The 12,828-nt window shown below is 61.4% G+C and carries 12 protein-coding genes and 3 pseudogenes; 5 read left to right on the top strand and 10 right to left on the bottom strand.

All coding sequences use genetic code 11. The features are described 5' to 3' along the window. The first annotated feature begins 4 nt into the window (after nucleotides 1-4). Nucleotides 5-1,483 carry a carotenoid oxygenase family protein gene (locus tag ACSFA8_RS23605; protein WP_435481909.1) on the top strand — a complete coding sequence of 493 codons (1,479 nt, stop codon included), beginning with the start codon at nucleotides 5-7 and terminating at the stop codon, nucleotides 1,481-1,483. Between the two features lie 89 nt (nucleotides 1,484-1,572). Here the strand turns inward: ACSFA8_RS23605 and ACSFA8_RS23600 are convergent. From ACSFA8_RS23600 to ACSFA8_RS23585, 4 genes and pseudogenes are all read right to left on the bottom strand, one after another. After that, a pseudogene (locus ACSFA8_RS23600) lies at nucleotides 1,573-1,833 on the bottom strand (IS110 family transposase); the annotation flags it as partial. Between the two features lie 22 nt (nucleotides 1,834-1,855). After that, a pseudogene (locus ACSFA8_RS23595) lies at nucleotides 1,856-2,746 on the bottom strand (aldehyde dehydrogenase family protein); the annotation flags it as partial. Then, nucleotides 2,710-2,934 (bottom strand): aldehyde dehydrogenase family protein, encoded by a 225-nt coding sequence (locus tag ACSFA8_RS23590; RefSeq protein WP_435481986.1) that lies wholly within the window; start codon nucleotides 2,932-2,934, stop codon nucleotides 2,710-2,712. The pseudogene ACSFA8_RS23595 and the gene ACSFA8_RS23590, both read right to left, overlap by 37 nt. Before the next feature lie 29 nt (nucleotides 2,935-2,963). After that, nucleotides 2,964-3,968, bottom strand: a complete 1,005-nt coding sequence (locus tag ACSFA8_RS23585) for an oxygenase MpaB family protein (RefSeq protein WP_435481908.1) — start codon at nucleotides 3,966-3,968, stop codon at nucleotides 2,964-2,966. Nucleotides 3,969-4,053: 85 nt separating this feature from the next. Here ACSFA8_RS23585 and ACSFA8_RS23580 point away from each other — a divergent pair, with 85 nt between their 5' ends. Next, nucleotides 4,054-5,019, top strand: coding sequence for a LysR family transcriptional regulator (locus tag ACSFA8_RS23580; protein ID WP_435481907.1), 966 nt, complete (start codon nucleotides 4,054-4,056; stop codon nucleotides 5,017-5,019). Nucleotides 5,020-5,436: 417 nt separating this feature from the next. Here the strand turns inward: ACSFA8_RS23580 and ACSFA8_RS23575 are convergent. From ACSFA8_RS23575 to ACSFA8_RS23550, 6 genes and pseudogenes are all read right to left on the bottom strand, one after another. Beyond that, nucleotides 5,437-5,715, bottom strand: a pseudogene (locus ACSFA8_RS23575) (leucine zipper domain-containing protein); the annotation flags it as partial. Between the two features lie 197 nt (nucleotides 5,716-5,912). After that, entirely contained in the window at nucleotides 5,913-6,560 is a 648-nt protein-coding gene (gstA, locus tag ACSFA8_RS23570; RefSeq protein WP_435481906.1) for a glutathione transferase GstA, read from the bottom strand. 118 nt (nucleotides 6,561-6,678) lie between these two features. Continuing rightward, nucleotides 6,679-6,849 carry a hypothetical protein gene (locus tag ACSFA8_RS23565; protein ID WP_435481905.1) on the bottom strand — a complete coding sequence of 57 codons (171 nt, stop codon included), beginning with the start codon at nucleotides 6,847-6,849 and terminating at the stop codon, nucleotides 6,679-6,681. Between the two features lie 74 nt (nucleotides 6,850-6,923). Further along, the gene (locus ACSFA8_RS23560) at nucleotides 6,924-7,904 is read right to left on the bottom strand and encodes a tripartite tricarboxylate transporter substrate binding protein (protein ID WP_435481904.1); all 981 of its coding nucleotides are present in this window, start codon (nucleotides 7,902-7,904) and stop codon (nucleotides 6,924-6,926) included. Nucleotides 7,905-7,948: 44 nt separating this feature from the next. Next, nucleotides 7,949-8,911, bottom strand: coding sequence for a Bug family tripartite tricarboxylate transporter substrate binding protein (locus ACSFA8_RS23555; protein WP_435481903.1), 963 nt, complete (start codon nucleotides 8,909-8,911; stop codon nucleotides 7,949-7,951). Nucleotides 8,912-9,049: 138 nt separating this feature from the next. After that, nucleotides 9,050-9,862, bottom strand: coding sequence for an IclR family transcriptional regulator (locus tag ACSFA8_RS23550; protein WP_435481902.1), 813 nt, complete (start codon nucleotides 9,860-9,862; stop codon nucleotides 9,050-9,052). A gap of 215 nt (nucleotides 9,863-10,077) precedes the next feature. On the opposite strand from ACSFA8_RS23550, the gene gstA (ACSFA8_RS23545) reads away from it, so the two are divergent. The 3 genes from gstA (ACSFA8_RS23545) to ACSFA8_RS23535 are packed head-to-tail and all read left to right on the top strand — an operon-like array spanning nucleotide 10,078 to nucleotide 12,828. Then, a complete protein-coding gene (gene gstA, locus ACSFA8_RS23545; protein WP_435481983.1) occupies nucleotides 10,078-10,704 on the top strand; it encodes a glutathione transferase GstA in 627 nt (208 codons plus the stop codon). Nucleotides 10,705-10,725: 21 nt separating this feature from the next. Then, nucleotides 10,726-11,781, top strand: a complete 1,056-nt coding sequence (locus ACSFA8_RS23540) for a cyclase family protein (protein WP_435481901.1) — start codon at nucleotides 10,726-10,728, stop codon at nucleotides 11,779-11,781. A 51-nt stretch (nucleotides 11,782-11,832) separates the two neighbouring features. Next, nucleotides 11,833-12,828, top strand: coding sequence for a Bug family tripartite tricarboxylate transporter substrate binding protein (locus ACSFA8_RS23535; RefSeq protein ID WP_435481900.1), 996 nt, complete (start codon nucleotides 11,833-11,835; stop codon nucleotides 12,826-12,828).

Here is a 12,828-nt window from a genome sequence, read left to right as displayed (position 1 = left end):
AACGATGAGCGAAATTCCAGACCCCATGTTGAGCGGAAACTATGGCCCGATCCAAGACGAACTGAATGCGTCCGACCTTAGGGTCGTGTCCGGCGAGGTTCCCATGGACTTGTCCGGCACGCTCTATCGCAATGGCCCCAATCCGCTTTTCCCACCAATGACCGACAAGCATCATTGGTTTATGGGCGAAGGGATGATCCATGCGGTGCAAGTCGATGGGGGACGCGTGTCCTACTCGAATCGATGGGTCAGGACAGAGCAGTTCAAGGCCCAGAAGCTTGCAGGTCGTCGCCTAGTGCCGACTTCCTACGAGGAGGTATTCGATGCGGCAGCGGCGACGGCGATGCTACAGGGCAAGGACAAGCCCGCGGCGGCCGACGCGCCGCAGAAGCTGCCTATGCAGTGGGCCGGAACGAACGCGGTGTGGCACGGCGGCCGGCTCTACGCCCTGGGCGAGACCAATCTCCCGGTTCTGCTCGACGGCGATTCGCTCGAGACACTCGGGACGACCAACTTCGACGGCCGGTACGCAGGTCCCATGACGGCGCATCCCAAGATCGATCCCGAGAGCGGCGAGATGCTGGCGTTCGGGTACCAGGCGGCAGGACCGGGGACGCGGGAGATTTCCTACTCGGTGATAGATCGCGACGGGAACCTCGTTCGTCAGGAAAGATTCGAGGCTCCCTACTGCAGCGCAGTGCATGACTTCCTTACTACACGCGAACACGTCGTTTTTCCGGTCTTTCCCGCGACCATCGATCTGGAGCGCGCGGCTGGAGGTGGCCCCATTTGCGCCTGGGATCCGCGTTTGCCTACTCGTATCGGCATCATGCGGCGCGACGCCGGCGTCGGGTCGATGCGATGGTTTCGCGGTCCCCCGTGCTTCGTCTTTCACCCCATGAACGCATACACGGTCAAACGCGACGGCCACACCTTCGTCGTCGCCGACGTAATGAAGTTCGAGAGGATGCCGCTGTTTCCGGATGTCTCTGGCGAAAGAGTGCCACCTTGGATCAAGGATGGCATGGCCAAGCTTGTGCGCTGGACGTTCGACATGGATGCCGAAGATGAAGGGTATGTCGAAGGCCTTCTCTGCGGTGTCGAGGGAGAGTTTCCGCGGGTCGACGAGCGGTTCTCAGGCCTGCCTTACCGGCACGCCTTCTACGTCGCGCGACTCGGTGCCTACGTCCCGGACTGTTCGTTCGATACGCTGGTGCATGCGAACGTCGAGACCGGCGAGATCCGCACCTGCACGCCGCCTGGTGATCTCGGCCTGCTCGAGCCGGTGTTTGTGCCGCGAACGCCTTCCAGTCCTGAAGGCGATGGCTGGATTCTCACGATTGCGTTCGATCTCTCACGAAACGTCAGCGATCTGCTGATCTTCGACGCTCTCGATATCGAGAAGGGGCCTGTCGCGCGTGTCGAGTTGCCCACGCGGGTGCCTTACGGTTTTCACGGAGGATGGCGTTCGCACGCGCAATGAACGAAGGGCGGCGGTGCACGAAGAAGCATGAGCCGGTTCTCGGATTCAACTGCCGACCGAGGCGCCGACAAACCCATAGAGTCCCGATCTCATGGTTGGAGGCCGGTTCTGCTGCAGAGGTTCCGCTGGTCAGGATAAGCTGCTCGTTGCACTGCCCAGATCGTTCGCGCAAACTTGTTCGCGACCGCGGCGACAGCCACGCTATCCGGTCGGCGTTGCAACAGAGTTACCAGCCATGGCCATGCCGGGTCATTCTTCGATCTGATCACGACGGCTCAAGCGCCGTGCATGAGGAGCGTTCGCAAGTGGCCATCGCCACGCTTGCCGATGCCGTACTGCCTGACCCGTCCTGCGTCGAATCGACGCAGGACTTCAGAACGGGTATCGGCGCTCAGAAGTTTGTAGGGTAATCCAGCGAAGCTCGCTGAAGGCCTCGATGCCGGCATGCCCACCGAATCGACCCCAGCCGCTGCCCTTCACACCACCGAACGGCATTTGGGCTTCATCGTGCACCGTGGGGCCGTTGACATGGCAGATGCCGGATTCGATTCGGCTGGCGACGCACCAGCCGCGCGCTACATCGCTGGTGAAAACTGCAGCAGCCAAGCCAAACACATTGTCGTTGGCACACGCAATGGCCGCTTCGTCGCCGTCGACTCGCACGATGGCCTTGACCGGCGCGAACGTTTCCTCGTGATAAATCCGCATGTCAGAGGTGACATGGTCCTGCAAGGTCGCAGGCATCAGTGTGTTGTCGGCCTAACCGCCGCACACCAACGTGGCGCCTTTGATCAAGGCGTCGTCGATGAGCGCGTTGCAGCGCTCCACTGTCGCCATGTCGACCACCGAACCCAGCTCCACCGGACCTTGGCGCGGGTCGCCTAGCGGCAGGCTCTGAGCCTTTGCCGCCAGCTTGCTTACGAAGGCGTCGGCAACGCGCTGATCGACCACGATGCGGTCGGTGGACATGCAAATCTGACCAGAGCTAGCGAAGGCGCTGGAGGCGGTTCCGTTGGCCGCCGCGTCAAGATCGGCGTTGTCCAGCACCAGAAGCGGCGCCTTTCCGCCGAGTTCTAACACCGACGCCTTCAAGTGGCGCGCGCAGTGTCCGGCAATGATGCGACCCACATGGGTGGAGCCGGTGAAATTGACCCGGCGCACAGCAGGGTGCGCGATCATGGCTTCCACCACTTCGCCTGCGTCGGCGGGTGTGTTGGTCACAAAATTCACGACGCCGTCCGGCAAGGCCGCCTCTTGTAGAGCCTGGATCTGGTCTGAGACCAGCAGACAAAGGCCTTTGCTGCGGCATCCACCGCGGCCCTGGCATCGTCTGCCGAAGCGGCAGGCGCTGTCGTGGCCTGTTGACCATCCAAAGGATTGCGGCGATAGAAGGTACGGCCGCTGCGTGCGTTGCACTGTTCGCCGCCGATGAGCATGGAAATGGTCTGCATGGTGTGTCGGAGATTCGGGGAAAGGCGGGTTAGTGATGGAAGGGGCAAGCGCTGCTGCTTTTCGTTTGTAAAGTCTTTCCGGCGGCGTGAAATGGGCATTGGGCCGCGTCCACCATTGGTGGAACGCGGTGTTGCTCGTTGGTATCGCCTCTTCCACGGGCGCGCTGCGGCGCGTGCGCCTTGGGATCAGGCAACACGTTCTCGGCCATCCAAACTTTCAAGAACAGTGCACGTCTGATGAGCCACGCAGCCACCGGATTCGGATCGCCCATGCGATGCAATCGGCGAATGTGTGGCGCCTGCACCGTCAGTACCAGCTGCCGGCCGAGGCCCCACAAAGGTTTTGGAAGGCGCGCTTCGTTGAACTGCCGAATTGCGTACTGGCCGAGCAGTCGGCCCGTCTCACAGGGGGCCCAAGGCCGCGATTCGAACTCGTCCACGAACGCCTCCATGGCGGCGAAGTCCTCGGGATACCCTTGGACATAGCCTTGAGGCCCACGCATTTTCATCATGATGCCGCGCCAGAAATGGTGTGCCGCTACCTTCTGCTTGTCGCTGAAACCGGATAGACCCAGCATCAGGCGCAAGCGATGCAGGAACGTGCCGAGCCAAGAAGTGGTATAGATGAAATCGTCGTTGGAAAAGGCCTCGGGCAGCCCTTGGGCCAACGCCTCATGAATGCGATTGACCCGCTCGACTGAGCGTTGTGCCTCGATGTGCTCAGGCCCGTATTCAAACCAGCGCCAGAAATGGGACAAGGTGTCGTAGGCACGCTCGTGTTGGTGCTCTTGCGCCTTGCGGGTTCGGCTGATGAGCAGTTCGCTGCCGTACGGGCTCTGAGTGAAGCAGGGCATGCCCGTGGTGTACAGCAGATTGGCCAGCGTTTCGTCGGTGTAGTACATCACCGTAAGCTGCCAGATCCGGGCATAGTCGGACTCTGGGTTAAGTCGTGCGATTTCGCGTGAGATCCAGCGATGGCCTCGTACCGGACGCTCTGCGTCCTGCAAGGTGGGCGTGGAGGCGGCAAATGTCATGTTTGTCTCCGTTGTAGTTGTCTGATGGAGCGCAAGGCTAAGATCGACGCAGGCTTTGGCAAAGCCCTCTGAACGGATAAGTTCTATGCAAAATCTTGATAGCACACGTCTTGACCTGCCGCATCTGGTCGTGTTGGATGCGCTCCTCAAGCTGGGCAGCGTGACTGCGGTGGCTCAATCGCTGAACCTCACGCAACCCAACGTCAGCTATGCGTTGAAGAAGTTGCGCGACGTATTCGGCGATGAACTGTTCGTAAGATCGGCCAAAGGAATGCGCCCCACCGCCAAGGCGCAAGAGTTGAGCGAACCGATCGCGCGCATGCTGGCCATCCTCTACGAAGAGGTTCTGCAGCCGTCGAGCTTTTTGCCGGAGCAAAGCAGGCGTAGCTTCGTCATCAACACGACCGACATTGGCGAGATGGTGTTCTTGCCACCTCTGCTGCGCAAGATCCGCGAGAGCGCACCCCATGTTGTAGTCGAGTGCATCTGCTTGGATGCGGCGAGCCTAATTCAGGCAATGCGGGATGGCGCAGTCGACTTGGCCCTAGGCTACATGCCCGATCTGACAACCAAGGCCGTGTACACGCAAAGCTTGTTCAAGCACCCCTTTGTCTGCATGCTGCGACAAGGCCATCCTGGCCTCGAAGCGGGTCTTACGATGGAAGCCTACCGTCAGGCCGAACACATTTCTCTGGTGGGCGACGGCCACGGTCAGCGCAAGTTCGAAGACTGGATCGCGAACGAAGGAATCCATCGGCGCATTGCGGTTCGTTCGCGACATTTCATGCATATCCCCTTCATCGTGCGGGACACTGACTTGATTGCCACGGTACCAAAGGTCGTTGCCGTTTCCTTCATGGCCAGCGCAGGCCTGTGTGCCGTGGATCCGCCGTTCAACATTCCGGCCATCCCCATCAAGCAGTATTGGTCGGAGCGGCAACATCGCGACCCTGGCCATATGTGGCTGCGGAGAATGGTCGCGGACCTTTTTCTGAACAAGGATCCCACCGTCTCAAAGCGCTTCGACCGTTTAGTTTTCATGCCTGTTTGAACATGGTTGCGGAACCGTGCGACGGACGGGTATGAAGCCTGGCGACATTTTCGCGCAGTGGCATCCCTTCCCTTTCTCAGGGTGCTACGCGAGCGAACTCAGCGAGTATCTAAGCTGCCACAGGACGAGCGTCATGGCGACGAACAGAGTGATGTCGCAAAAGTAGCGCTGCCGGACAGTGGCCTTCAAAGCGGTACTTCTGGGCGAGTATTGGATACGCACTAAGCATTGAAAACGCTGACTAGCGCGCTGACGTCTGGCTTGAAACTCTCGTCCCGTGAGTGCCGTGTCGGCGGCATTCAAGCGGTTCTCTACAAATCGAAATTGCTCGGTATCATGATGACGTCGCGGATGGCCATGCTACGCGGCCGCGTGAGCATGTAGCGGATTACGTCTGCCACGTCGGCGGGTGTAGTTTTCGGCAACGCATTCGTAGGTCAGGCGCTGGTTGCGGCGCAGCGCCACGGCGCGTTCGACCTTGGAGGCATCGCTGCGCCGGGGACAGCGCTTGGGCCGGGAGCTGCGGTCAATCAAGCCGCAGGCACCTTAACTGACCCAACGGCGTCGCCATTTGCGGGCGTGTGTGCTCGCTCAAGCCTGCGGCTGAGCCGCAGGCTTGAGCCCGATTCGATCGATCTCGCGCATCAGATGCGCTCGACCTCGCGGCGTCATTGAGGCATTCCTATGAATGTTCATTCGAGGAGTCTTGAAGGAAGCGGCCGGCTTGAGAACCTCCATCTTCCTTTACCTCGGGTGAACAACCTCTTGTGAAACTACAGCTAGCGGGCCGCGTCGCACTCCTGGTCTGCGTCAGCGTCCGGAGACGCAACTGCTGATTTCCACGCAGATCTGACCCACCGTTGCAGTGAACCCCTGCGTCTTGCCAGCGCCGATCAGTGCATTGTCTGGATTCTCTCTTCGCGTTCCCGCTCTCCTTGTTCTCGCGCCGCCTGCTCAGCGGCTTTCACGCTGGATCGCGACCCCGAACGAGCGAGGTAGGCTTCGAGATGGGGCCATAGTGCAGTGTCGATGTCATGGGCTCTTGTCCACATCGCGATCGTGTAGCAATGCGCGTCCGCGATCGTGAAGGCAGAGCCCATGAGGTAGTCCCGATCACCCAACTGGCCGTTCAACCATTCCAGTCGGCTGTCGAGGTATTGGCGAGCGATCTTCTTGTATTCCGGCGGAGTCGCGGCCTTGAAGAGGGGCATGAAGCCCCCCTTGTGGAGATCCGCTCCAATGAAGCTCATCCACTCGAGCGTCCGGTACCGTTCCAGTGTGCCGGGCGGCGCCAGAAGCGCGTTGCCCGGGCGCTGATCTGCCAAGTACTGCATGATGACCGCGCCTTCGCTGAGGTGCTGCCCATCGGGCAGTTCGAGGGTGGGCACGGTGCCCTTGCTGTTGACGCGAAAGTAGTCCGAACCGTCCTTCAGACGCTTGGTGGTCATGTTGACCCATTCAAGTTCAAGTGGAATCTGCAACTCGCGCGCGACGATGTCGACAGCCAGCGAGCAACCGCGTACTTCGTGATAAAGCTTCATGACATCTCTCATTCTCTTGGTGGCAAAGGGATGCGAATTCGAGGTCATCGACAGGAACTGCAGCGCCTGTGGGTTGAAGGGAGGCGGCTGATCGTTGTGTAGTGCGCGGCTCCTCGATCTAGACGCCGGAAATTTGCTCGTTCGCCGCCAGCATTTCGTTGAACGTCTGGCCGGAGACCTCGGCGGCATCTTCTGATCCCCCAGGGCACGAAACGAAACCGGAGATTGCCCGGCTGCACACGGGCAGATGGACGTCCAGGGCCGAAGGCAGGCGTGCAGGCCCGTTCATTGCCCTCGCTCCGGCGTCCCGCGAGAGACGCGTTCGAATGCGAAGTGGCCGAAGAGGATTTCATGCGCCCGCCACTACCGATTTGGCTCGAGCCTGACTTGGGTGAGGATCGCCTGCGTGGCGGCGATGGACCGCTCCCACTTGGCTGTTTGCTGCGCGCGGCTGCCAGTCGAGCCGCGCAACCCCAGTTCCACCAGCTTGGTCTGGATTTCCGGTGTCGCCATCACGCGCTCGATGGCGTTGTGCAGGGAGTCCAGAACATGGGTGGGAGTCTCGCTGGGCGCGAATACGGCGAACCAACCCGAATCTTCGAGGCCTGATACTCCAGCTTCCTTGAAAGTGGGAACGTCGGGCAATGTCTGCACGCGGCGAGGCCCGGTGACTGCCAGGGCACGCACCTCCTTGTCTTCGACATGGCTGCTGAGCGCCGCGACCGTCAGGAACACGCTGTCGATGTGATTGCCGAGCAACTCGGTGATCGCGGGCGAAGAGCCCTTGTACGGAACATGCAGGAGGCGCGTCTTGGTTTGTGCGGCGAGCAGCACTCCCATGATGTGGGGTGACGAGCCGGAGCCGAAGGTACCGAAGCTCAGGTCACGGCCGCGCGAGGTGTTCAGCAGCTGATCGAGATTCTGCAACTCGGATCTGGCGCTCACTGCCAAGACCAGTGGGGTCTCCGCCACAATGCTGACAACCGAAAAGTTCTTGCGGACTTGTTCCATCTGCTGCTTCTTGGGAGACAGCATCGGAGACAGGACGTGGGTCGAACTGCTGCCGAACATCAGGGTATAGCCATCGGCCTTGGCCCGTTCGACGTACTGGCTCGCGAGCACACCGTTGGCCCCGGGCTTGTTGTCTACGATGACGGACTGCCGGATCATCGAGCCGAGTCTGGTGGCCACAAGCCTGGCGAGTATGTCGGTGCCGCCGCCAGGGGAGAACGGCACGACCAGCGAGATCGGGCGATCTGTGGGGAACGCTGGCTCGGCTCGGGCGTTGAAGGCCGCGAGGAAGGCAAGCAGTGCAAGCGCTGCGGAGAGTGTTTTCTTGGGCATGGCAAATGTGCGGCGTATGGCAGGAATTGGATGCTTGCGGACAACTAGTCGAGTTGAATGTTGGCGCTCTGGGCCACGCTGCGCCACTTCTCCAGTTCCCGCTTGATGAAGGCTCGAAAGGGTTCGGGGCCATCGCCCGATACCTTCACACCGCGTTGCGTCAGGGTTTCAGCGATACGCGGTTTGGCAAGAACATTGCCGATGGCCTTGTCGAGGCGCTGCACGATGGCATCGGGCGTGCCTATCGGTGCCATGACGCCGAGCCAGCCGTCGACCACCAAGTCCTGGACGCCGGCTTCGGCCATCGTTGGAAGATCAGCGGCCTGGGCGGCGCGCTGGGCAGACAGGACGCCGAGCGCCTTCAGCCTCCCCGCCTGCACATGCGGAAGCATCACCGACACGGTATCGAACGCTATCTGTACCTCGCCGGAGATCAGATCCGTCGCGGCGGCCGCACTCCCTTTGTAGGGCACGTGCAGCAGCTTCGTTCGTGTTTTGATCGCGAAGAGTTCACCGATCAGATGGTTGGTCGAACCCACACCATAGGAGGCGAAGCTCACTTGCCCTGGCTTCGCACGGCCAAGAGCAATCAATTCGCCAACACTGTTGGCAGGTACTGATGGATGCGCCACCAGCATGAACGACACGGTGCCCACCTGCGTGACAGGCGTGAAGCTCTTCAGGGTGTCGTAAGCCAGTCCCTTCTTCAGGGCCGGCAGCACTGCCAGCTCCGAACCCGATCCGAAGAACAGGGTGTAGCCATCCGCAGGCGCCTTCGCGCCGGCGGCAGCCCCGATCATTCCGCCAGCACCCGCCCTGTTGTCCACCACAACCGACTGCCCCAGTTCCACGGCAAGATCCTGGGCCAGCAAGCGCGCCGCCGTATCCGTGCCCCCGCCGGCGGCGAAGCCGACGATCATAGTGATGGGCTTCGTCGGAAACGCGTGAGTCTGGGGTTGAGTCCAGGCCGATAGTGGAACGGCGCCAAGAAGACCGATCTTCAGCATGTGTCGGAGCCAGCGAAGCACCACGATCGGCCTTTCAGTTTTGTGTCAGGCCAACTTTCTCATATTTTGAGAAAAAAGCAATACATCGCTGCTGAGGGGCCTTCAACGGGAGCTGAGGGCTCGGAGCGCGGGGAGCTTTTACTGCAATGCGTTGCTGATCGTAGAGGCGGCTGCCTTCACCATTTCGATGACGACCTCCTCGCGAAGCAGTGCCATGCGCGCTGCATCGCCGATGAGGGTGATGCTGCCCACGACCTGCCGGGATTCGATGAAGACCGGCGCGGAGATGCCTTCGATGCCGCTGTTGAGCTCTCCGACAGAGAGGGCGAACCCCTGGCGCCTGATGTTCGACATGTTGGCGTGGAAGCTCGCCCAGTCGTTCAGCTGTTCGTCGCCGCGCGCCTTGCCATCCTCGAACAGTCGGCGCAGTTTCGCCGCCGGCAGAAAGGCAGTGATCGCCTTAGAGCTGGAACCTCGGAACAGAGGCAATGGCCGGCCTCGGCCGTAGGCAAGCGATCCCGTGTCGCTCGTGGACTCGATGTGCACGGTCATGACCTTGTTGCCATAGAGCTTTGTGAGCAGCGCGCTCAGGCCGGTCTGCGCGCAGAGCACGCGCATGGGCTCGGACGCCGCGCGGATGACCGGATCGCACTGCCTGATTTGCAGATCCAGCTCCATGATGCTGGGCCCGAGCGTGTAGCCGCCCTTCCAGCGGACCAGCAAGCCGGCCGTCGCCAATTGTTTGACGTAGCGATAGGCGGTACTGGTGGGGACGCCTGCGCCCTGTGCGATCTCCTCGGCCGACAGCACCGGCTGGTCGTGCGTGAAGAGCTGGAGCGTGCTCAGCATCCGGGAGAGGCTCGAGGAGTCCTGCTCCGAGTCCTGGGCCTCGACGGCTGCCCGGCGGGTCTTGGAAGCCACCTTGGGTGGCGTGGTCGTTGCGCGCTGCATGTAGGGGTCTCCTCCCGCTTCCGGCTGATCGCGCCTGCGGCTGGGAATTCTAGGGTTCTCGTCGCTCGAGGCTGGCGCTTTGTCTCCTTGGCGGAATCTTGACCTATGCCATTGTTGACGAGATTAAAAAATTATCGGAATATGGGAAAAAAAGCACTAACAATCTCCCTGCCGGCGGCGCTGGCGCGCGCAACCCCATTGGACTGAGGAAACACATGAAGCTGTTCTTGACACCCACGGCATGTTCGCTGGCCGTCGACATCGTCGCGCGTGAAGCGGGTATCCCGCTGGAGCTGATTTGGGTGGATGTGCGCGCCAAGAAGCTGAAAGGTGGGGGTGACTACTTCGCCATCAACCCGAAGGGGCAGGTTCCGACCCTGGAGACCGACGCCGGGGAGTTGCTGACCGAAGGCCCGGTGATCGTGCAGTACCTTGCCGACATGAAGCCGGAAAGCGGACTGCTGGCGGCTGGCGCGGCGATGGATCGGTATCGGGTCATCGAGTGGCTCAACTTCATCGGCTCGGAGTTGCACAAGGGCTTCACGCCGCTGTTCCGATCCACCACGCCTGCCGAGTATCGAATCCTGGCCATAGAGAACCTGAACAGGCGCCTGGCCTGGCTGGACACCGTGCTGTCGGAGCGGGAGTACCTGCACGGCAACCGCTTCACGGTTGCCGACGCCTATTGCTACACCATCGTCATGTGGAGCCACGTCCACAACCTCGATCTTTCACGATGGCCGAACCTGAGTGCCTATCTCGAGCGTATCGCGCAACGCGACAGTGTTCGCGCGGCGCTGGACGCGGAGCAGCAGGAAATCGCCGCTCGCGCCACCGTCTGAAGCGCCGAAGAAAGATCACCCATGACGAATCGCTGGAAGCAAAGGCCGCCGGACTCGAACTGGGGCTCTTTCGGGGAAGACGATCAGCGCGGATCGATGAACCTTGTTGGCCGGGCGCAAGTGCTGAAGGGCCTCGAGGAGGCGAAGGAGGGGCTGACGTTCAGCCTGTCGCTCCCGCTGGACTATCCCGGGGGCACGGCGCTGCATCCGCGCCGCCACGCCCCGCGGCGCTTCGCCACCCTGCGAGGCGGGAAGAACGAGGGCGAGCAGTGCTTCTGCTTTGCGCTCTCCCGCGAGAACCCTTTCTATTCCGACGTCTATTCGGATGACGTCGTGATCCTGCACACGCAGTACTCCACGCAGTGGGACGGTCTGGCGCACGTCGGCGCAGAGTTCGACGCTGACGGCGACGGCGTCGACGAGATCGTCTTCTACAACGGGTATCGAGCCGGAGAACACATCAAGCTGGCGCGCCGTGCCGAAGGCGCCGTGCGATGGGACACCTACGAGGATCCGACGGCAAGTGCGCTGGGCATCGAGCAACTGGCTAGCCACGGTGTGCAGGGCCGCGCGGTCATGATCGACCTGAATCGCCACTATGGCGAGGAGAACCATCCTGTCGGGTATGAGGACTTGATGCGGATCCTGCAAAGCGATCAGGTGACCATCGAGCGCGGAGACATGGTCTGTCTATACACGGGGCTCGACGACCTGATCCTCGGCATGAACAGGCAACCCGTGGCGGAGAAGCTGCTCCACGCATGCGCTGGTCTGGATGGCGGCGACCCGCGGCTGCTGGAGTGGATCACCGATATCGGCGTTGCCGCACTGATCTCGGACAACTTCGCGGTGGAATTGATGCCGAAAGCCATGCGCATGAACGCCAAGCACGCGATGCTGCCACTGCATGAGCACTGCCTTTTCAAGAATGGCATTCACCTCGGCGAGTTGTGGCGTTTGGGCGAGCTCGCGCGCTGGCTGAGAAAGAACGGGCGAAGCCGCTTTCTGCTGACTGCACCGCCATTGAATCTTCCCGGTGCGGCCGGCTCGCCTGTCACGCCCATTGCCACTGTTTGAGTGCGCCTCGGCGCGAGGCTTCGACGTTCCCTTTCACTTGAAGAGGCTGCCATGATGATGAATCGCTTGTATTCGGCGCTGTCGCGACTGGCCTGCCTGTCTGTCTGCGTCCTCGCCTTTGCGTTGTCCCCGATGCGGCCCGCAAATGCACAGGCCTACCCGTCCAGGCCGATCACGCTCGTCGTCTCGTTCGAGCCCGGAGGCTCTACCGACATCTCTGCACGAGCGGTCGCGCAGGAGCTCTCGGCCGTCCTGGGTCAACCTGTCGTTGTCGACAACAAGCCGGGAGCAGGGGGACGCATTGGAACGAAATATGCTGCTTTGGCGAAAGCCGACGGCTACACGCTTCTTTGGGGAAGTGGGAGCACCCTGACGGCCGGGCCGGTGCTCTATCCGGATCAGGGGCATGTGGCGGGAATGGCTCCCATCAGCCTGGGCGCGACCCAGCCGTTCGTCTTCGTGACGACGCCTGCCACCGGCGCAAAAACCCTGGCGGAATTCGTCGCACTGGCAAAGCGGCGACCCGGTGAGTTGAACTTTGCATCGGCAGGAACGGGGTCGAGCAATCATTTGCTGGGCGAGATATTCATGTCTGCCACTGGCATCCAGCTGGTTCACGTGCCCTACAAGGGAGCGGCCTCGGCAAAGGAGGGGCTGCTGAAGGGAGACGCCCAGTTGATGGACGAGGTCGTCTCCCCGCTCATTGGCGCGCTGCGCGCCAATCAACTGGTTCCGTTGTTCATAACGAGTGACACGCGCGATCGACTGTTCCCCTCCATTCCGACTGCGGCGGAGGTCGGGCTCCCGGATCTGGCCATTACCGGTTTCTTTGGCTTGCTCGCCCCGGGCGGGACGCCGCCGGAAGTACTGACGAGGCTCAATGGCGCCATGAAGAAGGCACTGGCGGCGCCCGCGGTCAGCCAGGCATTCGACAACCTGGGTTTCACCGCAGCCTACAGCGCCCCCGAAGAGATGCAGGCACGAATCGCTCAGGGAAAGGCGACCTATCAGCGCGTCGTCTCGGAGCGGAAGATCAAGGTCGATTGA

It is taken from the genome of Variovorax nitratireducens (assembly GCF_051216545.1).
Taxonomy (GTDB): Bacteria; Pseudomonadota; Gammaproteobacteria; order Burkholderiales; family Burkholderiaceae_C; genus Variovorax.
Note: the sequence above shows the minus strand (reverse complement) of the source record. Positions and strands in the feature narration are given on the sequence as shown.